General features: G+C 59.3%; 16 protein-coding genes. 4 read left to right on the top strand and 12 right to left on the bottom strand.

What is annotated here, in order from left to right; genetic code table 11:
• Window positions 1–87: 87 nt before the first annotated feature.
• From shn_RS34185 to shn_RS34160, 6 genes are all read right to left on the bottom strand, one after another.
• The gene (locus shn_RS34185; protein WP_064334870.1) at window positions 88–681 is read right to left on the bottom strand and encodes a sulfotransferase; all 594 of its coding nucleotides are present in this window, start codon (window positions 679–681) and stop codon (window positions 88–90) included.
• A gap of 61 nt (window positions 682–742) precedes the next feature.
• On the bottom strand, window positions 743–2,602 hold the full coding sequence (locus shn_RS34180; protein WP_064334869.1) for a hypothetical protein: 1,860 nt from the start codon (window positions 2,600–2,602) through the stop codon (window positions 743–745).
• 40 nt (window positions 2,603–2,642) lie between these two features.
• Window positions 2,643–3,869, bottom strand: a complete 1,227-nt coding sequence (locus shn_RS34175) for a glycosyltransferase (protein ID WP_064334868.1) — start codon at window positions 3,867–3,869, stop codon at window positions 2,643–2,645.
• 80 nt (window positions 3,870–3,949) lie between these two features.
• Window positions 3,950–5,332 (bottom strand): HlyD family type I secretion periplasmic adaptor subunit, encoded by a 1,383-nt coding sequence (locus shn_RS34170; protein WP_084438757.1) that lies wholly within the window; start codon window positions 5,330–5,332, stop codon window positions 3,950–3,952.
• Between the two features lie 12 nt (window positions 5,333–5,344).
• Window positions 5,345–7,027: a type I secretion system permease/ATPase gene (locus shn_RS34165; protein WP_064334866.1), complete on the bottom strand. Its 1,683-nt coding sequence runs from the start codon at window positions 7,025–7,027 to the stop codon at window positions 5,345–5,347.
• Between the two features lie 111 nt (window positions 7,028–7,138).
• Window positions 7,139–7,957: a calcium-binding protein gene (locus tag shn_RS34160; protein WP_084438756.1), complete on the bottom strand. Its 819-nt coding sequence runs from the start codon at window positions 7,955–7,957 to the stop codon at window positions 7,139–7,141.
• A 581-nt stretch (window positions 7,958–8,538) separates the two neighbouring features.
• On the opposite strand from shn_RS34160, the gene shn_RS34155 reads away from it, so the two are divergent.
• Window positions 8,539–9,540, top strand: a complete 1,002-nt coding sequence (locus shn_RS34155) for an FkbM family methyltransferase (protein ID WP_145926164.1) — start codon at window positions 8,539–8,541, stop codon at window positions 9,538–9,540.
• Between the two features lie 34 nt (window positions 9,541–9,574).
• Here the strand turns inward: shn_RS34155 and shn_RS34150 are convergent, their stop codons facing one another.
• The 5 genes from shn_RS34150 to cysD form a co-directional block, all read right to left on the bottom strand.
• On the bottom strand, window positions 9,575–10,432 hold the full coding sequence (locus tag shn_RS34150; protein WP_064334864.1) for a CatB-related O-acetyltransferase: 858 nt from the start codon (window positions 10,430–10,432) through the stop codon (window positions 9,575–9,577).
• Window positions 10,433–10,478: 46 nt separating this feature from the next.
• Entirely contained in the window at window positions 10,479–12,992 is a 2,514-nt protein-coding gene (locus tag shn_RS34145) for a hypothetical protein (RefSeq protein ID WP_064334863.1), read from the bottom strand.
• Window positions 12,993–13,006: 14 nt separating this feature from the next.
• Window positions 13,007–14,284 carry a capsular polysaccharide biosynthesis protein gene (locus tag shn_RS34140; RefSeq protein WP_245337571.1) on the bottom strand — a complete coding sequence of 426 codons (1,278 nt, stop codon included), beginning with the start codon at window positions 14,282–14,284 and terminating at the stop codon, window positions 13,007–13,009.
• Window positions 14,285–14,448: 164 nt separating this feature from the next.
• The gene (gene cysN, locus shn_RS34135; RefSeq protein WP_064334861.1) at window positions 14,449–16,350 is read right to left on the bottom strand and encodes a sulfate adenylyltransferase subunit CysN; all 1,902 of its coding nucleotides are present in this window, start codon (window positions 16,348–16,350) and stop codon (window positions 14,449–14,451) included.
• Window positions 16,350–17,252, bottom strand: coding sequence for a sulfate adenylyltransferase subunit CysD (cysD, locus tag shn_RS34130; protein WP_064334860.1), 903 nt, complete (start codon window positions 17,250–17,252; stop codon window positions 16,350–16,352). The genes cysN and cysD overlap by 1 nt, the downstream gene beginning before the upstream one ends.
• A 183-nt stretch (window positions 17,253–17,435) precedes the next feature.
• On the opposite strand from cysD, the gene shn_RS34125 reads away from it, so the two are divergent.
• The 3 genes from shn_RS34125 (at window position 17,436) to shn_RS34115 (ending at window position 20,592) form a co-directional block, all read left to right on the top strand.
• A complete protein-coding gene (locus tag shn_RS34125) occupies window positions 17,436–18,656 on the top strand; it encodes a replication initiator protein A (protein ID WP_064334859.1) in 1,221 nt (406 codons plus the stop codon).
• Window positions 18,657–19,231: 575 nt separating this feature from the next.
• Window positions 19,232–19,525 (top strand): hypothetical protein, encoded by a 294-nt coding sequence (locus shn_RS34120; protein ID WP_064334858.1) that lies wholly within the window; start codon window positions 19,232–19,234, stop codon window positions 19,523–19,525.
• A complete protein-coding gene (locus shn_RS34115; protein ID WP_064334857.1) occupies window positions 19,522–20,592 on the top strand; it encodes a hypothetical protein in 1,071 nt (356 codons plus the stop codon). The genes shn_RS34120 and shn_RS34115 overlap by 4 nt, the downstream gene beginning before the upstream one ends.
• A 98-nt stretch (window positions 20,593–20,690) precedes the next feature.
• On the opposite strand, the gene shn_RS34110 is transcribed toward shn_RS34115, so the two are convergent.
• The gene (locus tag shn_RS34110) at window positions 20,691–24,563 is read right to left on the bottom strand and encodes a cadherin domain-containing protein (protein WP_145926163.1); all 3,873 of its coding nucleotides are present in this window, start codon (window positions 24,561–24,563) and stop codon (window positions 20,691–20,693) included.
• Between the last annotated feature and the right edge of the window lie 267 nt (window positions 24,564–24,830).

Genomic DNA, 24,830 nt, shown 5'->3' with positions numbered 1-24,830 from the left:
TGGTGTCAACAGAAATGTATCATGACGTGATACGGCCGCGTGAATGGCGACCCTTTGGCAAGCTACCGCCTTCGCCGAATGGCAACCTCAATAGGAATGGCGGGTCGCCATGACCTTTTCGTAGGCTTTCGGATCGAAGGGAACACCGAGGAATTCCGTCAACTGACGGGCATGTTCGGGCCCCTTGACCAGCTCGTCGTATTCGACGTGGAATGCATTGTCCGCACCGGCAAAGCGATTGTCCCGCAGCCTCTGGTCCATGCCGCGGATCGTGGCATAGGAATGGGCGGTGTCCTTCCACCAACTGCTCCTCGACGTAGCGAGGAGATCGCGATGGTTGAAGATGATCTTCACATCGCCGAAAATTTCCACCACCTCGGCAAGGAAGGCGTCGAGGTCCGGGACCTCGTTCCAGTTGATGCGGATCTCCTTGCAGCCGACGACCCTAGCATCGGCCGGCGGCTTCAGGATCGTCTCGACAAAGGTCTTGCGGACGGCCTCGCGCACCTCGTCGGGCGCAATCAGGTCCGCGCCGTACCAGGGATGAACCGGCAGCATAGACTTCTTGGCGATCTGGCCCCTTGTCTCCTTGGCGGCCCGATAGAAATTGCACAGATGCGCGAGCGCATTGTAGTTCTCACCCCGGATGCAGAAGCCCGGTAGGCTGTTGAGATAGCCCATCAGCAGCGTCGAGCCGGAACGGCCATAGGTGAAAATGAAGACGTAGCGGTAGGAGTCGGTCTTACTTGGGATTTTCTTCCGGGAATTCGAAGCGCCAGCGGCCTTTGGCTTCGATAGTTTGCTGATTAAGCTTCGAAACGGTTTCATAGATCTCAAAGGTCCTTTCAACGCTGGATACATCGCTGATGATCGCGTTTTCGTAATCCCGGTCGTCCTTGATGTAGATTTCCCTGATCGAGAGAAATTTCGAATTGATCGACAAGGCATCCAGTCCATTGGCTCCCATGAGCCGGCCGGTGGCGTAATCCTCCAGCATGTGCTGGTATTGCAGCAGGGGGGTCGCGGCCATGATCCCGACCGCCTTCCGGCTCAGGAAATAGCCGCCTTGACCGTCGAACCACGTTTGCTCAGGATCGATCTCGAAGATCAATCCGGCCAGCTGTTTGTTGAAGACGGCAGGGCTGTGCCAGTCGAAAGCCGTCCGGCCACCGAGATTGACGTCGCTGCCGACATAGTCGAAATCCTCATAGGAGAACTCCAGCAGCTTCTGGACATTGAGCACGCAATCGTCGTCGAGCTTCAGATAGTGATCTGCATCGAGGAGGCGCAGGGCGGCCGAAACGCCATGCCAGATCTTGTGCGACAGATACTCATAGGTGTCGGGAACCGGCAGGATCAACCGATCTTCGACGAGAAGCGCCTCGGACTGTTCCGGGTGGCCCTCGATGAAGCAGAGATCGATATTGGCAAGGCGCGCGTCCCTCGCCCAAGTATCGCGGATCGCCTGTTGCTTGTGCCGGTTTCTCTTGCAGCTCACGACCAGGATGGCGAGCTTGCCACGCCGCGGAATCCGGATCGCTCTCTGCCGGTCATGCAGCGTGACGGGGAAGGCCGGCACCCGGGTCTCGCCGATATCCCATTCCAAGCTTGCCCCTGGTGCAATGGCTGGCGCAAAGATGGAGTGCCTGCCGGCAAGATCTTCCGGCGACAGGCATAGCTTGCGGGCCGTTTCCACGAAATGGGTCTGCTTGCCCATGGAAAAAGCCTGAAGCTGGTCCGGCTGCGCCTCGTCGAACAGCAGGAAATCATCCGTTCGGCTGCGCAGACGCTTGACCGTCACAAGGGAGGCGAGGCAATCGGCGTCCGTTCCTGAATCGAGAAGGACGACATTGCGATGCCGGACATCCGATAGCACCTTGTTCATGAATAGGGCGCCCTTCAGTTTGCGCAGGCTGCCATCGCTCTTGACCGTCGTCTCGACGATCGTCGTGCGCAGATTGAAATAGGTGCTTTGCAGGCCGACGAAGAAACTGTGCCGGAACAGGGTCGAGTTGTGCACGACGACGAGAAGCTCGTCGACCTTCGCGTTGATTTTCTCGATCACTTGGCTGAAAGCCGCTTCATTGCCGTCCCACAGGTAGAGGGCCGACAGGCCGGGCTTCAGGTTCTCGCTCTCTCCAAGCGCCCGCAGCCGCGGGCCGACGCCGGTGCGCAGGCGGAATTCCGGGAAGAAGCGCCAGCGCCGCGAGAGTGCTTGCGTGACCGTTTCGTCATCGCCGAGCGTTATATAGCGGAAGTCGCTGTAGATGCTCCAAACGATGGGCTGGCGAAGGGTTTTGCAGGGAAACTCCAGCCTGAAATCTTTCAGGTTCAGGACGAAGGCCTCTCCTTCAAGGGAGAGCGCTCCCTTGATCGACGGCCCCTTGAAGACGAATTCGTGCTTCTGTGGCTTGCTCCAGACACCGGCATAGCGCTCCTTGACGGAGATCTCTCCTGCTTCCTTGTCGAATTCGACATGAAAGAGAACGTCATCGGCAAGACTGTCGACGAGGCTGATATAGAGCCGAGCATCCTTGTTCAGGGCAGAGACGGAAAAGCGAAGAGGCGTGTCGAACCTCTTGAGGATTTTCACTCTGTCCATTCAAGCCACTCCATTTCCATTATTGCCGCATGCCGGATGTTCAGGCCGAAACCATCTGGCCGTTGGCCACACGTTCGATCAGGTTGAAATATTGTCCGGTGAGTTGCTTCATGTCGTAGCGTTCCAGCATCAGCGCTCGCGCCCGTTCCCGCAAGGGTGCGTAGCGCGGCTGGTCCGCCAGGACATCCGCAAGCCGTACGGCAAGCGCCTCAGGTTCGAAGAAGGGAACGAGAAGGCCGTTTTCGCCATCGGTTATGATCTCGCGCACGGGATCGGTATCCGAGCCAACAATCAGCGCACCGGCGCTCATCGCCTCCATCATCGACCAGGAGAGTACGAAGGGCACGGTGAGATAGACATGGGCGGCGGAGATGCGCAGCACATCGCGCAATATGCTAAGCGGCTGGCGGCCAAGGAAATGAATACGGCCCTCGTCCAGGGTGAGGTTTTCCAGAGCCCATTCCTTGTAGGTCTTGCCGTCCGGGCGTTTGGAACCATAGGCGACCTTATCCTCACCAATGATTATGACCTGGGCTTCCGGTCGGCTTTTTTGCAGGATCGCGACGGCCTCCATGAATTGCGGAAAGCCACGATAGGGCTCCATGCCGCGCGCGATATAGGTGATGATGGGGTCGCCCTTGCGGAAGACGAGATCGCCGATCGAAAAGGTGGCGGCCTCGTTCGGCGAGAAATAGTCCGTATCCACTCCGTCATGCAGGACGGAGATGCGCTCGCGGAAATGGGCCGGAAACTGGCTTTTCTGAAATTCGGTCGGGCACTGGCCCCAGTCCATCGCGGCAAGATCGTGCAGGATCGCCGTGTTCTTCATTCGGATAGTCAATTCTACGTTCGGCTTCTTTGGCGCCCCGTGATCGAGAAAGGAGGAGTCTGAGCCATAGGTATGATAATACCACTCGAAATAAGGCATGTACTTCGCCTGCGGCCAGAGATCCTTCAGAAAAAGACCGTCGCCGAAGCCTGAATGGGCGAGGATGATATCGGGGTTGAACCCTTTCGCCTTTATCGGCATGAAGGCCGTGTAGACGGCTTGGCCGCGGATAACGGAGGTTTCCGTATAGCTGAGTGCTGGGTGGATATCCTTACGTGCTTCGCGATGGGGCGTATAGCCGACGCGCTTGATGGGCGCCGCCTGCTTGTTGGAGGCAAGCGAGCCGGACAGCATGTCGACGTCCCGCCGCCCCTTTAGGTGGCGCACGATGCGGGCATATTGTCCGGGAAAATTGTTGTGAACGAACAGGATGCGCATGCGGCCTCTCTCGCGTTTATCGCCGGGAAAGCCTTTAAAGCAAGCATCGGCCGAAGGGAACCTCCGGCCGACCTGTTCCCTCAGTCGTTGTAGGTCCTAAGAGCGAAGCGGGTCACCGGATCGGCAAGGTGCTGCAGGAGGGTGCGCGCCTCAGTCTTGAAGAACAGCTCGGCAACGTTGCCGGGCAGGATGTTACGGCCGTGGCGCTCCTCATCCATGCGGACGTGGGCGACATAATAGGACACGCGCGGATCCGACGGCATCGCCATGGTGTCGGCCGAGATATAGACGACCTTGCCCTTCAGCGGCGGAGTAACCGTCACTTGGTCGCTCGGGAAGATGATTTCCACATCCTGGTCGACAAAGATTTTGGTGATGTCCTGTGGCAGGATCGGCACCTCGAAGAGGAGCGGCGCATCCCTGGGCAATATCTCAGCGATCTTCTCACCAGGCTTGACGACCGCGCCGATCGACTTGAACGGCATGCTGAGCACGACACCGTCGACAGGAGCAGTGATGTCGGCGCGCCGCAGGCGATCGTCGAGTCGGTTGATCACATCCTCGGTCTGATTGAGCCTTTGCTGCAGCTCCGTGATCTTCTGGCTAGTAATAGCGGCATGTTCGGCAATGAGCCGCTGCTTCTCGTCGTTGAAGGAGCGGACATTGTGGTGGGATTTCTGAACTGCTGCCTGGGTATTGGATTTCTGCGCGTCGATGCGGGACATCTCGCGCTGGAGGGCAAGCACGCGGGCGCGCTGGGTCAGGCCCTTGGCGAGCAGGTCCGCAAGATCCGTCTCCTCCTTGATAATCAGATCCTTCTGCGCGTCGAGGGCGGCAAGCTGGTCTTTCAGATAGATGAGGTCTTCCTCTTCATTGGCGATCTTGCCATCCAGAACCAGCAGTTTCTGTTGAAGCGCCCGGCGAGTATTCCGAAATTCGTCGACTTGGCTTTCATAGGTCTCCACGACCCTGGGATTGTCGGCGACCGGTGCGAGCTTTTCTGGCGCGATCTTGAAGGACTCGGCCGTCTCATCGCGCTCCGCACGCCAGCGCTCCAACTCGACGACGGCGAGCGCCCGTTCGATATGCATGCGGTCGAGTTGCGAGCGGTTGGCCGTTTCGTCCAGCTTGGCGACGATCTCACCGCGTTTGACTGTGTCGCCCTCGCGCACCTCGATCTCCTCCAGAATGCCGCCTTCGAGATGCTGCACGATGCGGTTGTTGCCTTCAGTGATAACACGGCCACTGGCGATCAGTGCACCACCGAGCTTGGCGGTTGCAGCCCAGGCGCCGCCGAAACCGAAAACCACAAAGAGCACGAGACCGGCAAAGAGCATCGGCTTACGGCGGCTAGTCGGAATCGAGTAGCTCCAACTCTGCAAGGCATCGAGTCTGAGACCTGAGAGCGGTGGCGCAGTCGGCCGCATAATCTGCGGTTCAGATGCCCGGATGTCATTCGACATGGATGTTTCCTATCAGGAGGCCTTGTTGGGTACAGGCCGTACGAGCTTGCCGGGAAGGACGTCGGCCGGAGTACCATAGGCATCCACCTGTCCGCCTTTCAGTACCAGAACCTTGTCGACATGATTGAGAAGGGACAGACGCTGGGTGACGACGATGGAGGCGATGCCCGCAGCAGCCGCACTCTTTAACGTACCAAAGAGGACTTGCTCCCCCTCGGTATCGAGGCTGGCATTGGGCTCATCAAGCACGACGAAGGCCGGTCCACCGTAATAGGCCCGCGCCAGGCCCAGTAGCTGCTTCTGTCCGCCGGAGGGCTGAAAACCATTATCCGAGATCACGGTGTCATATCCTTCCGGAAAACGCATGATCATATCATGGATGCCGACGAAACGGGCGGCCTCGATAGCGAGTTCCGGCGGATCGTCGATACGCATGCGGGCGATGTTCTCGCGCACGGTGCCTTCGAAAAAACCGACCTGCTGTGGCAGATAGCCCATATGGATGCCGCGAGTGACCGGGTCCCAAGCCCGCAGGTCCTGCCCATCGAGCAGGACCTGACCGGAAGTTGGCTCGAGGAAGCCGATGAGCACTCGAGCGAAGGTGGATTTCCCCGCCCCGCTCGGCCCGATAATGGCCACATTCTGCCCAGCAAAAATTGTGCCGGTTATACCCTTTAGGATCGGTGGCCTACCAGGTCCCGGCATATAGACAACACGATCTGCCGTTAGGCTATGGTTCGGACGTGGCAGGGGAGTTTGCCGGTCGGGTAAATTAAAGGTAGCAACACGATCATCAAGCTTTTTCAATGCCAGACTTGCTTGCTTCAACTGACGCCAGCCGCCAACAATAGCCTCGACCGGAGCGAGCGCTCGACCCGCGATGATAGACGTGGCAAAAATGATGCCGGGCGTCACATGGTCGGACAGCACCAATAGCGCACCTCCCCCAATTATAGCGATCTGAAGTAGTTGGCGTACCAGTTTGGAGGTGGAGGAAAGCGCGCTCATACGGGCGAGCAGTTGGAGCAATGATGAAAGATGTTTTGCTTGGTCTCGCCCCCAATGAATGACACTTTGCGGGTAGAGGCCTAGAGCTCGGATCGTCTCATGCTGACGCAGATGACTTTCAAGCGTCTTACGCGCGATAAGAGCCGCCTCATCCGTGGTCTTGACTCGATCCCTCGTCAGAAATTCACCAAAAATAGCAAGACCAAGAAGGAGGACTATGCCAATGAGAACGATCCCTCCAAGAAGAGGATGGATCAGGAAGACAAGAAGCAGGAAGACCAGCATAACTGGCAGGTCGAACAGACTGGGAAAAACGCTCGACGCAATCAATTTGCGGATTTCAGAAAGCTGATGGAGACTAGAAGCAGAGGTGTTGCGCGCCAGGGTCAGTTCGCCAGCAAAGAATGCGCCAGAGACACGCGCTTCGAACCGCACTCCAATCCGAGCAAGCAATATTTGACGCAATGTATCGAGAAAGCTAAACGCGATCAGGACGACACATGCTATTATGGTAATGGCAACCAGCGTCTCAAGGCTGCGTGATGCTAAAACACGATCATAAACTTGGAAGAGATAGAGGGGCATTGCTAAGAGACAAAAGCTCGAAAGCATCGATAGCCCTGCAACCCCGATCATGGCCTTCCAAGCCGCTCTTTTCTCAGCAACATAAATGTCGGGCAGCGACATGTCCGTCTTTCACTCCGCAATGGCAGTTTGAACCTCTTAAAGCATCCACTGACAGATACATATAAAAAAAGGGGGCGAAGCCCCCCTTTTTCTCTAGTCAGACTTCATTCATTAAACGAAGTGATCTGCAGTCAGGTTGTCCTGTCCAACGTTATAGACGGTGATGGAGGTCGACGCATCAATCGTGATCACGGCATCGAGATCGCCCGTGCCTGCATCTTCATCGCTGTAGGTGATGTTAAGGTCACCGAATGCGATACCATATGCGGAGAGATCAATCTTGTCATCAGCAAGTGCAAAGTCAAGAATTTCATCGTGACCCGACCCCTTGATGAAGCCGAAGACGTCCTTCCCGGAGCCGCCGGTCAGTTCATCGTCACCGATACCGCCCCAGAGCTGATCGTCGCCATTGCCGCCGAAGAGCTCGTCATCACCAGCGCCGCCGAACAGAACGTCGTTACCAATGCCACCGTCAACGGTGTCATCATCGTCGCCACCATACATGGTGTCGTTGCCGGCACCACCAAGGATGCTATCCTCACCAGCACCGCCACCGACTACGTCGTCGCCAGCGCCACCATCGACAACCACGTCGTTACCAGCACCAGCCCAGATGGTGTCGTTGCCGTCCCCGCCAGTAAGGGCATCTACGCCGTCGCCACCGTACAGGACGTCATTGCCGGCACCGCCGTCGATGGTGTCATTGCCAGCACCGCCGCCGAGCACGTCATTGCCAGCACCGCCGAAAAGGCTGTCGTTGCCAGTATCGCTTTCACCAGCCCACACCGTGTCGTTGCCAGCGCCGCCGTAAACCGTGTCGTTACCACCATGTGCAACGATGTAGTCATCGCCGGCTTCGCCAAAAATGGTGTCGGCTACCGCCGTACCAAACAGCGTATCGTTGCCTACCGTACCGTTAATGTCAGCCATTTTAGAGGCTCCCTCTTCAAAATTGTTCACTGCTGGGTCGCATAGCTGCAGCTATGCTTCGACGTGCATGCCAAGATTATATGGGAAAGTCAACTCGGCTCGCGGGGGAATTACGCCCGTCCTGCGGCGATTATTCTCGCCGCCTCAACCTTTTCCCCTAATTTCCGGCAATTTGATAAATTTGTTGCAGTATCGCAACAGGCTGTAGGAAGGACCGGAAAAGAAAAACGCGGAAGGCCCAGCAAACCTTCCGCGTTCTTGCCTCTAAAGCGCTGATTTCCACGGCACAGCACATTCTGCTTACGCGAAAAGTCGGCGTCGTTCAAGTCGGTATGTAGAAATTATCGAAACAGCGCTAAAAAGCGCCGCTCTTGCTTTGTGCTTGTATCCCGTCTTAAGACGAAACAGCAGGATGGAGGCACCGTGGACAATCCGATAGCGGCACTTCAATCCGCTTGGCAGATGCACGCTGAACAGCGTCGAATTCGGCGCCTTCAGTTATTTACCCCCGGCTGCGTGCGCGTCAGTCACTATTCATCGGTCGGCGGCGGAGCCTTGGTGTTTTTGGCCCAAATCATCGAGTGTTTGACCACATCGCCTTCCCTTACCAGTTCCGCCCGCCTTTCGACGCCCCATCGCGCATTCGTTTCAAAAATCCTGGCGACACCGTCGCCGAGAAAAACGACGTTCGAGAGGCTTCCTTCGCTATTCCGGTGGCATTCGATCTCGGCAGCCGCCCGCTTGCCTCGGACAATCTTACGGCAACGCTCAATGACCTGACGTGTGCTATTCAATCCGGCAAGATCACGCCCTATGCACCCAGGCCTTACATCATCTTCTGCGATGGGGCCGATACAGGGCGAAGTGGCTGGAGACTTGGAAAACGAGGACAACCCTTGACCGATACCATCGAACATTTCGGCATCCGGCTGCGCATCGATCCGGATTTCATGTCCCCCAAGCTGATGGAGGTCATACGGGAAGGACGTTATGAGACGCCGGAGGCGCGCAAGATCGGCAAGATCGTCGAGGAGGGGGATGTCATCCTGGAAATCGGGGCGGGCATCGGCTTCATGACAGCGCTGATGCTGAAGAACCCGGCTGTCGAGCGGGTCGTTTCCTTCGAGGCAAATCCGCTGCTCATTCCCAAGATTCAAAGAACGCTGGCCGATAACGGCCTGGGTGGACAGCGTTTCGAATTGCACAATGCAATCCTCGGCGCCGAAGACTCTGGAACGGTCGATTTCCATATCCACCAGGATTTCTGGGCCTCTTCCCTTCGCAAGACGACGGCGACCATCCGTTCCTTCCCCATACCGCTCGTCAGCTTCGACAAGACCATCCGGTCGTGCCGGCCCACGGTGATCGTCTGCGACATAGAGGGCGGTGAAAAGGCGCTGTTCGCGACGTCCGATCTTGCCGGTGTGCGCAGCGTCTATATCGAACTGCATCAGCGCGTCCTCGGGCCGGCGGGAATGCGGGACGTGTTCCAGGCCTTTCACGATCGCGGTTTCCACTACGACCAGACCCATTCCAGCGGGGCCATCGTCCTGTTTTCCCGAATACCCGATCCGGCCTCGTGACGGTCAGGATCATCGAAGGCAAGGGAGCGTTGGGCTATGCCTGCCTTCCCTTCGATATACGGGCGATTTTCCTTATATATTTTAGCAGTTTAGACAGAATATAAACTTGGGGTTTCGGCGGCTTTGGCGCTTCTGGAAGCAGGAGCTGCGTCTTGGCGACACTTGCCTTATAGATGCCTCGCGCCTTCTTGATGTTTTCCTCCTTCCTGACCCACCACGCCTCATTCTCCTTGCCGATCCTCAAAAGGGGATGATTGATCCTCAAAAGGGTACCTTCCTTCTTTCGCCGTTCGATTTCGACGATAGCGGCATCGGTATCGTGGAATGGAACGCCTTTCAGGGAGCCGGCCGTGTATCGCCACCATCGCAGCTTGAGCAATCGCTGTATGGTCCTGCGCGGAAAGCGGTATCTCAGGATCCTGCCCGGCACCCCGACGACGATCGCGTAAGAGGGAACATCTTTCGTGACGACGGCTCCGGCTCCGATGACGGCCCCGTCCCCCACGACGACCCCACGCATGACAATTGCATTCGCGCCGATCCAGACATCGTTGCCGATGATCGTTGCTTTAGGAGGTGCTTTCCTTGGCAACTCCTTTTCATTCTCTCCCTGCTCCGGATCAAGAGCGAACGGATGGGTCGTCAGCCAGTCGAGCTGGTGCTGGCCATCGCCGAGTACGGCGCCGGGCGCGATCGAGCAGTATCGGCCGATCGAACGGACGCCGCCGCCGAGACGCGAACCATCCCGGACATATGTGTAGGCGCCGATGAAGCCATTCATCGCGATATGCGCGCTGATCCGCGCGGGTGCCTCGACGAACAGTTTTGCAGCCGGTTTCCGCCTGGATGACGGATCGACGAATATTTCAAAATCATCCTGGCGGTAACGCATGAGGCCGCTTCCGTGTCGGAGGCATTTTCAGGGTGATAGCCGATCCCTATGCGGGGAGAACCAGGAGCGGCTTTTCCTTGCGGAACAATCGCTGCCACCAGGGGCGCCGGAGCTCCTTCAGGCGGCGGACAACGGCCCTGTTGCCCGGGTTCAGAGCCAGCGCCTGTTCCAGACACCAGATGGCGTGCGCCTTCGCGCTGTCCTGAACATAACATTCCGCGAGACAGCAGAGATGACGCGGATTCTCCGGTTCGCGATAGCGCAACATCTCGAAGATCCGGCCGGCCTCGACATAGGCCCCGCCGGCAAAGGCTTTTTCCGCCTTTTCCCACATATGTGCGACCGGCATGCGCATCATCTCTTCCAGGAGACCGCCATAACGCTCGACGCCTGCCCTCAGGAGGGAGCCATAGACCGTCTTGTTTTCCGGCTCCCGGGCATGGGCGACGGCGAACAGGTCGATCGCCTCGGCATAATCGCCGCGCTGGCGGGCTTCCCGGGCGTTCTCGACGACTTTCCTGAAGGGCGTTGCGGCCAGTTTCACCGCCGGCCCGCCACCGTAGGAATAGTAGAGCGGGGCGAGTGTTGTCACCCGGCCCGGCGGCGTACCGAGTTCGACGGGACGAGCCGTCAGTCCGCGGAGGACGGAGAACTGGATGCGGGAGGCGAGCCGGCTGTTTCCGCCGCTCTTCTTCGAGCGGCTGACATATTTCGCCTTGCCGAAGGAATAGAACTCCCGCGTGAGATAATGGAAGAAACGCAGCCGTTTTTCCTCGTCGGGTGCCGCAGCCTCCCGGACGGCGGTCACGAGGTCTTCGGGTGAAGCGGCCGTCCGGGCAAGACCGGGGTGGGCATAATAGGCATCGCCGCAACAGACGACGGGCCTGCCGCAGCCGAGTGCGATGAGGCCGACACCGGAATTTATGACCGCCACGGCATGGGAAATCTCGATAAGGTCCTGGATGTGGGTGTCGCCGTCGACGAGCAAAACGTTCGGGATCTCGGGGGCCTCGGCCTCCAGCGGGTGTTTCTTGGCCAGGACGACATAGGCCTGCGGATCGAGCGTCGCCGCCAGATGGGAAAGCCAGCGGTTGAAGCCCTCAGCATCACCGCAGGGGCCGGAAAAATGAAGCGTCGCCGTATCCTTCGGGCGCTGCAGGGCGGCGAAGACGACTTTCCTGTCGCCGAGTTGCAAGCGCTCGCGCAACGCGGTCCCGCCGATCCGTTCGCCATTTTCCTCCAGCGTCTCCCCTTCCCGCTGCCTTTCCAGCCAGTCGAGAACGGTAGCGCGATCCTTCGGCGCGAGCGGCTTGTCCCAGCGCTCCGGCAAATAGGAGGTGCTTTCGGCGAGGAAGCCGTGGGGATCGAAGAACCAGCTGTCGGTCAGGCCGCCGCGGTCCCAGACGACGAAGCGCCGACCCGCGGCCTTGACCCCGTGGTAGAGCGACAGGCGGTGGGCATTCCCATAGGGGTTAAGGAAAAAGACCCGGGTGAAGCCACCCTCGTCCATCGTTCGCAACAGGGCATCGGCGTCGGCGAAGCCGCCTTCCCGCCGGATTTCAAAGCGCCCGAAGGCCGGAAAGGCATGACGGAGCGCCCGGACGGACGGCGCCGTCTCCTCCTTGACCAGCACCAGCGTCCGCTCGGCAGAATGGATATCTTCCAGCGGCGGAACCCAGGACTTGTCCGCGTCGTAATCCGCCATGACCTCGGAAACGCGCTCCTGGTTCTCGTGGCGCGGCGCCAGATAGCTCGCATCCTCCCGTCGCGGATGCCAGAGATGGGCCATCTGCAGGCCGCGCTGGAAGACGTCGATCCCGTAAAGCGCGAAATAGGCACGAAAGCCCTCGTAGCGCTGGATCGTGTTGTTCATCGTGTTGCGGTAGTAGTTCAGCGTCTTCGGCCCGCGCGGGGCATAAGACGCAAGGCGGTGCAGAAGCTCGAAATCCTCCGCGCCATGGCCGACGAAACTCTTGTCGTGGCCGCCGATCGCCAGAAGATGGTAGCGGCTCGCGACAATGGCCGAGATCGCATAGGTGTGGTTCTCGTAGATCGCCTTGTCCCGCCGCATCACACCGTCGTGCAGCAGGACATCCGCGAAAGACGCGTCCCCCGTGGCAAACATCTCCAGGTAGCGGCGCGTGAAATCTTCCGTCAGATAGACACCGGGCAGGGCAAAGAAGGCATAGGCATTGTCCGGCATGCCGCGCAGCCGCGCCTCCTCCAGCACGCGCTCGTAGCTCAGCGGCGACAGAAGGAAATCGATGTCGTGATAGAGGATCAGCGGTGTCTCGGCATGGAGCGTGCCGATATCGCGGGCATGGCCCACGCTGAAGGGCTGGTCGCCCGTTTCCACCCGCACCAGTCGGGTGCCGGTCGAGGCGGCGAGACCTTGCAGCTCCCCTGCCCTTTCTGCGACCGTGCCATAGTCGACGATGAGGGGAACGTAGGAACGGGGCAGCGTCGCAATGATCCGCGCGATACGCTCCGGCTCGTCATACAGCTGATCGGTGGAAAGCCTGACGGGAATGACGGCCGTAATGACCGGATCATGGGACAATGCTGGCCTCCTCCTCAGCTGCGCCAGTCGAAAGGATAGAGAACCTTCCCGACGAAGCGAAGCGGCGATGACCGGTGCTCCCGAAAATAGCGGATCGGGTTGGTCCTGAACCGTTTGGCGCTCTTCCTGTTCCCGAACAGCCGGATCACCGGCGCGAGCGCATAAGTCAGCAGATGGCGCCATCCCAGGAGACCGAACGGCCCCCAGGGCTGCCATACGACCGGTATGTCGATGTCGAACTCATACTTGTATCTCTCCGGATCCCGGAGTCTCGCCTTCAGCCAGTCGACCGCCTGCTCGAAGGAATAACTTTCGCCGGTCTTCGGCTCGAAATAGCGCGGATACAGCAGATAGGCAGCGGCGAAGATCTCTTCCACCGTCCGACGCCGGGTTCTCCGCGCATTGGGCTGGCGGTCGTCGGTCAGGCCCCAGCCCGCATAGAAGGGGCAACCGAGCACCGTCAGGGGAATGTTGCGCAAAAGGGCCTCGAAACCGCCAAGCGAGGTGATGGCATAGGCCTTGTCGATCGTCTCGAAGGATTGCGCCAGGGGCACGTTTTCCCGCAGGACACGGCACAGATGTTCCACATCGGCAGGGTTGGACTGGGCCTCCCGCACACCGTTCAGCACATCCGGGTGCGGCTTGTAGATGATTTCGGCGCCCGGGTTCTCTTCGGCCGCGATCCGCACGAGGTCGTTGTTGGTGATCGCCCGATCGCATCCGTATTGGATGGAGGCATCATCCTCAACCTGCCCGATGACCAGGACACGCGGCTGCGTTTTCGGCCCGAGCAGGCCGGAAAGCGTCAGGCTGGAGGCCATGTTGTATTTGCTGAGCCCGCCCTCGACGATGAGGCGTATGCCCGCCCTCGCCCGTTCCAGGAGCTGCGGGTCGGTCGAAAAATCATGGGTTTCGAGAAGCACTTCCAGATCGGAGGGCCCGCGGCTGTCGAAATAGGGGCGCCGGCTGTCGAGCGCGAGCGACAAAGGCGGCGTCCGGGCCGCGTTCGGCCGGTTCGAGCGCAGAAAACCGTCCTCGATGAAATAGCAGGGTATGCCCTTTTCTCGGACAAAGGTCTCCAGATTGGCCGGGACGTTCTGGCTCCAGATGAAGATTTCGGCACCCGGCGTTTCAGCGATGCGCCCCATCCACTTTTCTGCAAAGACCGCGTCCGTGACGTGCAGGGGCAGATAGGTAAAACGCCGCTCCGGAAAGAACGACTTGAAAACCGCCCTCTTCCAGCCATTGATGTGAAACGCGAAGGTGGGAATTCTTTCTGCGTCGATTGTCATAAATTGTGGCCGCTCTTTCTGCCGTCGCCCCGCCGGCATCTGAAACCCGCCGATTGCCGCGGGTTTTTAGCGGCGGGATTCCGCTCTGTAAAGTTCGCCGCCTGCAGGCCATCCCCGGCCGAGGATTGGCGCTGATAAACTCCCCATCATTCGGCCGTGCCCGATCATGGTCCCATCCGGCTTTCCAAAAGCGCGTCGATCCGCATCGCCAACGCATCGGGATCGGTATGCATGGTTTGAAGATGCAGCTCGGGATTTTCGGGCGCCTCATAGGGCGAGCTGATGCCCGTGAAATTGGCAAGCTCGCCGCGCATCGCCTTCTTGTAGAGCCCCTTTGGATCGCGGCGCGCGCATTCCTCGATGGGGGTATCGACGAAGACCTCGATGAACTCACCGTCGACCATCAGATCGCGTGCGAGTTGCCGCTCGGAGCGGAAGGGTGAGATGAAGGACACCAGCACGATCAGGCCGGCATCGGCCATCAGCCTTGCCACCTCGGCGACCCGGCGGATGTTTTCCACGCGGTCTTCATCGGTGAAGCCGAGATCCTTGTTGAGTCCGTGGCGAACATTGTCACCATCCAGCATATAGGTATGGCGGCCCTTGGAATGCAGGAGCTTTTCCAGCCGGTTGGCGACCGTCGACTTTCCGGAGCCGGAAAGCCCCGTGAACCAGACGACGGCGGCCTGCTGGTGCTTGAGCGCCGCGCGGGCCTTGCGGTCGACCTCCATCGCCTGCCAGTGCACGTTCTCGGCGCGGCGCAACGCGAAATCGATCATGCCCGCGCCGACCGTCCGGTTCGTCATCCGGTCGATCAGGATGAAGTTGCCGGTGATGCGGTTGGCGGCATAGCTGTCGAAGGCGAGCGGCGCCCGGGTCGCGAAATTGCACACCCCGACCCCGTTCATATGCAGCGCCTTGGCGGCGAGATGGGCGAAGGTGTTGACGTCGACCTCGTATTTGAGGGCGGTGACCGTCGTCTCGACGCTGTCCGTCTCGGTGCGCAGGATGTAGTTGCGGCCCGGGATCATCGGATTGGCATCGAACCAGATGACATGCGCCTGGAACTGGTCGGCGACGTTCGGGCGGTCGTCGGGCGCAACCAGCATGTTGCCGCGCGAGACTTCGAGCTGGTCCTCAAGAACCAGTGTCACCGCCTGCCCTTCCACGGCGCGATCGAGCGCTCCATCCTGGGTGACGATCTCCTTGATCCGCGTCGACTGGCCGGACTTGGCGACGGTCACCGTGTCGCCGACGGCGACGGACCCGGACGCGACCTGCCCCGCAAAACCGCGAAAGTCGAGATTCGGACGGGAGACATACTGAACGGGAAAGCGGAAGGGTTTTTCGCGATAGGCCTGTTCGACCGGAACCGTCTCCAGGTGTTCGAGCAGATGAGGCCCGTTGTACCAGGGCGTGTTCTCCGAACGCCGGGTGACATTGTCGCCATGGCGGGCCGACAGTGGGATCGGCTGGATCGTGGCGAATCCGAGATCGCCGGCAAAGGCCCGGAAATCCTCGACGATCGTATCGAATACCGCCCGATCGTAGCCGACGAGGTCGATCTTGTTGACGGCAAGCACGATATGCCGGATGCCGAGCAGAGAGGCGATATAGGAATGGCGGCGGGTCTGGCGCAGGATGCCCTGGCGCGCGTCGACCAGAACGACGGCAAGATCTGCCGTCGAGGCGCCCGTTGCCATGTTGCGGGTATATTCCTCGTGGCCGGGCGTATCGGCGACGATGAACTTGCGCCGGTCGGTGGCGAAGAAACGATAGGCGACATCGATGGTGATGCCCTGCTCGCGCTCGGCCTCCAGCCCGTCGACCAGCAGCGCGAAATCGATGTCGTCGCCGGTCGTGCCGTGCTTGCGGCTGTCCCGCTCGAGGGCCGCGAGCTGGTCCTCGAAGATCAGCTTGGTGTCGTAGAGCAGGCGGCCGATCAGCGTCGACTTGCCGTCGTCAACGGAACCGCATGTGAGAAAACGCAGCAGGGACTTGTTTTCCTGCTCGCGCAGATAATCGACGACGTCCCGGGCGGGCGCATTCGTTGGGATGACGGCCATCAGAAATATCCCTCGCGCTTCTTCTTCTCCATCGAGCCGGCCTCGTCCTTGTCGATCATCCGGCCCTGGCGCTCGGAGGTGCGCGCCGTCAGCATTTCCCGCACGATGTCCTCAAGCGTCGCGGCATCGGATTCGATCGCGCCGGTGAGCGGGTAGCAACCGAGCGTTCGGAAGCGCACCATGCGCTCCTCGACCCTGTCGTCCTTACCGATCGGCATGCGGTCGTCGTCGACCATGACCAGCATACCGTCACGCTCGACGACCGGCCGGGGCGCGGCGAAGTAGAGCGGTACGATCGGGATGCTCTCCTTGAGGATGTACTGCCAGATGTCCAGCTCGGTCCAGTTCGAGAGCGGGAAGACACGGATCGATTCCCCCGGCGCCACGCGGGTATTGTAGGTCTTCCACATTTCCGGGCGCTGGTTTTTAGGGTCCCAGGCATGAGCGACGTTGCGGAAGGAGAAGATGCGTTCCTTGGCGCGCGACTTCTCCTCGTCGCGCCGGGCACCGCCGAAGGCCGCGTCGAAACCGTATTTGTCGAGGGCCTGGCGCAGGGCCACCGTCTTCATCACATGGGTGTGGACGCTGGAACCGTGCACGAAGGGCGAGATGGCCTGCTCGATGCCATCAGGATTGACATGGACGACGAGATCGAAACCGCGCTCGGCCGCCATGCGGTCGCGAAAGGCGATCATGTCCCTGAATTTCCACGTCGTGTCGACATGCAGGAACGGAAAGGGTGGCTTGGCCGGGTAGAAGGCCTTCATCGCCAGGTGCAGCATGACCGAGGAATCCTTGCCCACCGAATAGAGCATGACGGGCTTGGAGAAGGTCGCCGCCACCTCCCGGAAGATATGGATCGCCTCGGCTTCCAGCCGCTGGAGATGTGTGAGAGACGTCAACGCGCACTCCGCTCGTCCATTGAAGATGCCGCTCTCTTCGCACAACGTTCCGGTGATAGCAAAATGCTTTCTGCGCGCACCGGCTGGCAGGAAAGGCCTTCTGCTGCTTATATCCGATCATGATGCGCGCCTTCCTTCCCGGCGCAGGCACGACACCGGAAAAAAGACAGGACCTACCCGGAAATGAAGGCACCCCCCTTTTCCATGATGCCGCGGGCCGATTTCAGCGCCCTGTCGCTCCATGAGAAGAACACCTATCTGCAAACGCTCGCCGACCAATATGCGGACCAGCACGAGCGCGAACGCGTACGGCTCGACAAGGACGGGCTGAGCCGGCTGCGGCGTTATTACAGCCGGCGGGTATGGGCCGACCTGAAGCTCGACAGCCTGAGCGACAGCAGGACGGACATGCTGCTTGCCCGGCTCGGCGAGGCGATCCGCAACGAGTCCATCAAGGCGGATGTCACGGCCGCCCTCATGCAGGAGACGACACCCAAGCGTATTCTCCGCACGGCGCCGCAGGACGACGCCCAGCTGATGTTCTTCGTGCCGACGATCTATGACGCCCCCCTGAAGGACGACGTCCATCTCATGGATGTCGCCCCCTTCTCGCTCAGCAAGAAGGCGAACAAGGGGATCATCAAGTATGAGCTGAAGGACAGTCTCATCACCATCGAGGGTGGGGCAGAAACGGGGCTCGCCACGGTCTTCGACTATGACATCTTCCTCAACATGGTGTCCTATCTCGCTGACGAGGTGAAGAACTACCGCAACAGCGAGGCAAAGGGGCTGCGGCCGAGCCTTCCGCCCAAGACCTATCGGCCGAGCGCCTCGCATATCCTGAAATTCTGCCGGCGATCGGACGGCGGCAAGGCCTACGAGGATCTGGAAGCGGCGCTCGACCGGCTTGCCAACACCACCATCAAGGTCGTCAACCTGTCCAGCGGCAAGCGCCGCCAGGTCGACAGCCGCCCGATGATCAGCGGCTACAGCGTCGTCAGCCGCACCGGCGCCAACCGGATCGAGACCATCGAGATCAACATTCCGGACTGGGTCTATACCAGCATCGTCCGCAACGAGAGGACGCTTCCCCTGCTGACCCTGCACCAGGATTACTTCCTGATCAGCTCGGGCCTTGGCCGCTTCATCTATCGCTTGGCGCGCAAGGCGGCCGGCAAGATGGAGGCGACCTACAGCCTGAAGGAACTGCACAAGCGCAGCGGCTCGACCCAGGAACTGCGCAAGTTCTCCTATGATCTGCGGGAGTTCGTCACCCGGACGCTCGCCTTCCCCATGCCTGAATACGATCTTTCCCTCGAGGAGGGAAAGGACGGGGCCGTTCTGCGGATGCGCTATCGCGATGAGACCGGCTTCCCTCTTTCCACCCTGGTCGCCGAAATCTGATTTTTGTCGTGGCTCCGTATTTTACCGACGACAAAAATCGGACAAGCCTCCGTACATTACCGACGACAAATTTTCTTGCGCACCGTACATCGCCGACGACAAGTTCACGGCAGAATGGAAGGGCCAAAAATGTCTTGATTTTTGTCGAAAACCGTATTTTGCCGACTTTTTTCCGTACATCGCCGACGACAAACCGTACATTACCGACGACAAACCGTACATCGCCGACATCTAATAGAAATAAGTCATTGTAATAAAAAGGGAAAATTGGATTTTTGAGCTCTAAAACTTATTAAAACTATTAAAACGAGTCAAAACGAGGCCAAGGCCTCTTTTCAACGACATTTTGAAGATGATTTTTTGTCCACCAGACGGGGCACAAAGAGGGGGAACCATTCAGGTTTGAACGACAAAAATGAGTTTGTCGTATGTCCGGAGAAAACCGGAACTTTTACGTGTCGCCATTCAATCGCCGCCTTCAGCCGGAAAGCAGGGGGCATCCCATTATACCCAAATGGGACGGAACGCGTTAACAAGATACCGAAAGCAGGGACAACGTTGATACGAGATCGGCAATGAACAGGCCAGAGAGTGAAGCCACGGTACCCGAGTGGCGCTTCCTATGGGAGATGAAGGTCGCAGCGCAATCGGCGTCGGACGTATATGTCAGCGCATCCCTCCTTGGAGGGCACTATATCCGCATTGCGCCGAAGGATTTCCTCGAAGCGATCAACGACATGCAGACCCTTGGCGAAACTCATAGACATCCCAAACGATTCCGCTTCACGATGGAAAACGGCATTCTATGGGTGCATGACTCGCAAATGCCACGAAGAATGGCTGCGCCTCCCAAAGAGAATGCGCCATGAAAACGGTGCGGTGTCCGCGGCTTCTCGGGCTTCTGTCGCTTTTCACAGTGCTGTTACCGCTTTCTGCCTGGGCAGAGCGTGCACCGGCATGCAAAACGGAACAGTTCGAGACTTTCTCGAAGAACAATCGTCCTGGAAAACAGATTTCAGTCGATTGCAGCCTGACGCTACCAAAGAATTTTGAGATTTTCGCCAATATCGTTTTCGAGGGGTCCAAGGCCAACGGCGCCGTCCTCGACTGCAATGGCGGCACGATCGACGTGTCCCGCGCAAAGTCTCGTGTCGGCCGGACGGCGATCATCGTCCGCTCCGTGCAACGGAAAGACGGCACGTGGGATGCACCGGAAGACGTTGCCATTCGCAACTGTGTCATCAAGGGCTTCCTGCGGGTCTACGGCCTCGATGAGAATGCCAATGGCCCGAACATGAAGGCCTCATCGCGCAATCCGGATCATACGAAATTCGCCCAGGCCGCGGCTCCCAAACGAACGACATTCGAAAACCTCACCATCGTCGCACCCCACGGTATTTCCCTTTATGTCGGGCCAGGCGCGATGTGGACGAAACTGCTGAGTTCACGCATCGAAGGCGATTCCGGAGCGACGGCCGTCTATCTCGATGCCGAGTCCGGACGAAGCCTGATCAAGGACAATGTCTTCGGGATCAGGACCGAGAGCCGGGAGTTGATCGCCATCGATGGATCGACGCGAAACCGGATCATCGGGAATACGTTCCAGGATCCCGTCAACGGCGGGATCTTCGTCTACAGGAATTGCGGCGAAGGCGGAGTGATCCGCCACCAGACACCCAACTTCAACATCATCTCGGACAACAGCTTCGTCTACAGAAACGGTATGGGCAAGAAACCTGCCGTCTGGCTCAATTCGCGGAACGGAAACCAGCGCTATTGCTTCATCGACCGCCGCTATGATTTCGGCAGCAGCAAGAGCCCGCTCGACTTTGCCAAGAAGAACGTCGTCAGCATGAACAGGATCGTTGGCGGAGATCTTGAGCTTATCCGCAACAATGATGCGACCAATCAGGTATATGGCAATGTCACCGAATAGGTGAGCCGTGGAGACCGTAATACCAGCTTGATAGGTGTTATCAGAAGAAACGCCGCGCCTATATGAAGGCGCGGCGTTCCGGATCAGAGATCACCCGATCAAAGGATGAAGTAATCCTTCAGAAGCGTTGTGTTTCCCGCCACCAGGATCGCAAAGTCCGCGGTTCCATCGCCATCGACGTCGCCATAGACGAACGTGTCGGATGCGGTCTTCTCGAAGCGAAGCTCGCCGGCTTTTCCGGAGAACGTGTCCGAGCCGATGAAGGAGAAGGACTGGTTGCCGGATGCCCCGGTGTTGGCGTCGATCCCGGACAGGTCGATGCGGTCGCCCGCCTTGCCGTTGAAATCGAGGATCGTGTCCCGGCTGGAGGTCTTCAGCGTCGAATCGGTAAGCGTGTTGAAGATGAACATATCCTTGCCGCTACCGCCTGAAAGCAGGTCGGCGCCCTTGCCGCCAACGATCCTGTCATTGCCGGCGCCGCCCGAAATTTCATCGTTGCCATCGCCGCCACGCAGGGTGTCGTTGCCCACGCCGCCTGCCAGGATGTCCTTTCCGGTTCCGCCATTGAGCTCGTCATTGCCGGCGCCGCCGTAAAGTTCGTCGTTGCCGGTCCCGCCGTAAAGGACATCCCTGCCTTCGCCGCCGTAAAGGACATCCTTTCCAACGCCACCATAGAGCTGGTCATTGCCGGCGCCGCCATAGAGTTCGTCGTTGCCGGTCCCGCCGTAGAGCACGTCTCTGCCTTCACCGCCGTAAAGCTGATCGTTACCGGTTCCGCCGTAAAGGATATCATTGCCCGCGCCGCCGTTCAGCACGTCATGACCACCCTTGCCGTAGAGTTGGTCGTTGCCTTCATGGCCGAGAATCCGGTCGGAACGGCTCGTGCCGGGGAGGAAATCGTTGCCGGCCGTTCCCTCGATGATATCGGATACTTCCGGCGCACCGATCGTCACGGTCTCGTCGGCAAACTTCAGTTTTTCGATGCCCTTGATCGTGTCGACACCATCATTGCTGCCGGTGCGCTTGTCGGTGACCGTCCAGGTTCCATCCTTGTTTTCGACCCAAGTGTAGTCGGCCTTGTTGCCGTTCAGGACGAAGGTGTCTTCGCCAAGACCGCCGTCGATCGTGTCGTTGCCGCCGTTACCCTTGACGGTATCGTTGAACCGGGTGCCGGTATAGGTATCGGCGCCGTTCGAGCCAATGACGTTCTGGGCATATTGCTTCAAGTGCTGGAGATAGAGGGCCAGGCGTGTTGCATCGCCGCTCGACCCATACATATGAGCGGAGGTGAAGTTGTGCACTTCACCGGTTGCCGAATCCGCGTTCGCGTCATTGGCAAGGTCAAGGCCGGTAATGCGAAGGAGGGTGTTGCCGCCCGTGAAGGAGCCGCTGCCGTTGAACGACCCCGTCCCGCGCGTGCCGTACTCGATCGTATCGATCTTGCCGGCAATGCGGTGCGTGCTTATGTCGTATCCGAACGATCCGCGCGCGGTTATATATTTCGACGTCGCGACGGTGCCATAGTTGAAATATGCCTCGGTCCCGCTGAAGCCGCTGCCATTGTCGAAGCTCGGGAAGCCGGTGCTGGTCGTCCCAGTGAGGAAGCCCCCCTTGAGAAAAGCATCATAGTCGATGCCATTGGAGCCGGAAGCATCCAACGTGATTGTCCCGCGGGACGTGTCCGTCGTGTCTGCCACGTCGCCGACATTGACGGTGAAGGTCTTCTTGACCTCGTTGACGCCATCGGAAACCTTGACCTCGACCTGATGGCTGGTGGCCGTCTCGTAATCAAGTGCCCCATTGACGAACAGTTTCCACTTGCCGTCGGTGTCCTGGGCGACCTTGAATTTGCCGCCGGCATCATTGGTCAGCGTATAGCTCAGCGGCTGGCCTTCCGGATCGGTTGCCGACAGTTCTCCCACCACCGTGCCGGTTGCGGCATCCTCGTCGACGCTCGACTTTGAAAGCGCCAGGTTTGTCGGCAGTTCGTTGACATCCGTCACTGTGATCGCGATCGACTGATCGTCGAACAGGCCGCCTGTATCTGTGGCACGGACCACAACGTCATAGACATTGTTCGCACCGCTGTCGGTTGGGTGCTCGAAATCTGGCGCCGTCTTGAAGGAAAGCGCGCCCGTTGTGGTGTTGATCTGGAACAGGGAAGCATCGTCCCCGCCGGAGATCGAATAGGTGATGGTGTCACCGGCATCCGCATCGCTCGCCGCAACCGTCGTGACGGCCGTCGTGTTCTCGGCGACCTCGATCGTTGCCGTTGCTCCCCCGCCGTTGGAGTTGATGACTGGCGGCGTGTTCTCGTCCACCACGCCCTCCAGCGTGATGCCGAAGGTACCGTTGACATAGTCCTTGATGACCACGGTCTGCGGGCTGCCGTCACGCACCATCGTCAGGTCGCCGCCCGCCCAGGTCAGCGTCAGGTTGACGGTCGCGTTGGTGTCCGTCGTGACGGCAAGGTTCCAAACGCCCTCGTCCACCTGCGTCGCCGTACCGGCGATGCCGTAGCCGCTGGTCGGGTTCGGCGTCGAGGTCCACGAGGCCGGGTAGGGCGCAGGCCGGAACGTGCCATGGAACAGCGTGCCGTCATTGTCAGTGATCGTCGTCACGCCCACATCCGAGAAGCGGACCACGTAGGTGTCGTCGCCCGCGCCGCCTTTCACCGTATCATTGCCGCCGCGTGCGTGGATCACGTCGTTGCCGGCCCCGCCTTCGATATAGTCGTCGCCGCCGCCGGTGAAGATCAGGTCGTCGCCGTCGTCGCCGTAGACACTGTCGGGAAGCGACTTGCTGTTGCTGGTGACGATGTAGTCGTCGCCGTCGCCGCCATGGACCTCGATGCCCGAGGACCACAGCTGCAGTGAATCGCCCGAGAACACGTCGTCGCCATCGGTCAGGATGTGCGCGCCCGTCACGTCCAGGGTCACGGAGGCCACGTTCGACACGTTGCCGTCATTGTCCTTCACCGTGTAGGTGAAGCTGTCGGCGCCCACATAGCCGGTCGTCGGCTTGTAGGTGATCGCGCCGGTGGTCGTGTTGACCGTCAGCGTGCCGTGCGCCGGCCCGTTCACGATCGTCACGCTCGCAGGATCCAGCGTGCCGTCGGCGTCCGTGTCGTTGGCTAGGACGTTGATCACCTTCGACAGATCCTTCACCGTCGAGGCGGAATCGTCGCCCGCAACCGGCGCCGTGTCTTCTTCCTCGCCCAGCGCCACCGTCCCGTCGGTGAACTGCAGGAGCTCGACATCTGTCAGCGTGTCAGTTCCGTCGTTTTCCGCGCCGGTGCGGTTGTCGGTGACGGTCCAGACACCGCTGCCAGCGTCGGTGATCGTGTAGTTGGTGCTGGCACTGGTATAGACCACCGTGTCCACACCCGCGCCGCCGTCGATCGTGTCGTCATGCTCTGTGCCAGCATACGTATCGTTGCCGTCAGAACCGATGAAGTTCTGCGCATATTCCGACAGAAAATTATAGACCGCGGTCGTATTTACGGTCTCGCTGGTATTGAACAGCTTGTAGAAACTATGAATGGCGTTCGTGGAACCCGTCCCCGGCGCTGCTTCCAGATCCAATCCCGTGATCTTGAGAAATTCGGCAAGACCTTGCAGCTTCCCGCTCGCCCCGGTTCCCGGCGAGCCGCTGGTTCCCGATACCCAGTCCCCGAATGTCAGTGCGTCGATCCGGCCGGAGAACGCATGAACCGGTGGATTCGTCATGTTGTGATAGATGTAGTCATAGGCGATGTCGCCTTCGATCATGATCCGCTGTGCGGTGTCGATGCCGGCGTTCTTGTACTGCAATACAAGCTGCTCACCATTGGCATCTGCAGGCTCGCCACCGTAAAATGCGTAGCTGGCCCCATTGAGGCCCTGTATGTAGTCTGCAATGAATGTATTGAAATTGATGCCTGCCGAGCCGGATCCGCTCGCATCGATTGTAATTGTCTTTGTGGTCGCCACCTGATCGCCCTCTAACGCTAGACGCGCACCCTCCCCTCACACGGGATGTGCGGTTCCAAATGAACTTGAGCTTTGCTTGCTGGGTATTCGCCGTCAGCCCGCTCGACAGTGGGTGTCGGCAGGAGCAGGCGTGGGGCGATGGCGGACGGTACTCATGACTTCCTGCATATAATCCGCACCCTTGGGTAATCGCACAACAGGCCGCACAACGCATCGAGATGCCGGTTTGGCGGCGTTGCGGTGCAGACGGCATAAAAGTTGAATTCC

The organism is Shinella sp. HZN7 (genome assembly GCF_001652565.1).
Lineage (GTDB): Bacteria > Pseudomonadota > Alphaproteobacteria > Rhizobiales > Rhizobiaceae > Shinella > Shinella granuli.
This window is presented reverse-complemented; position numbering and strand designations above follow the sequence as displayed.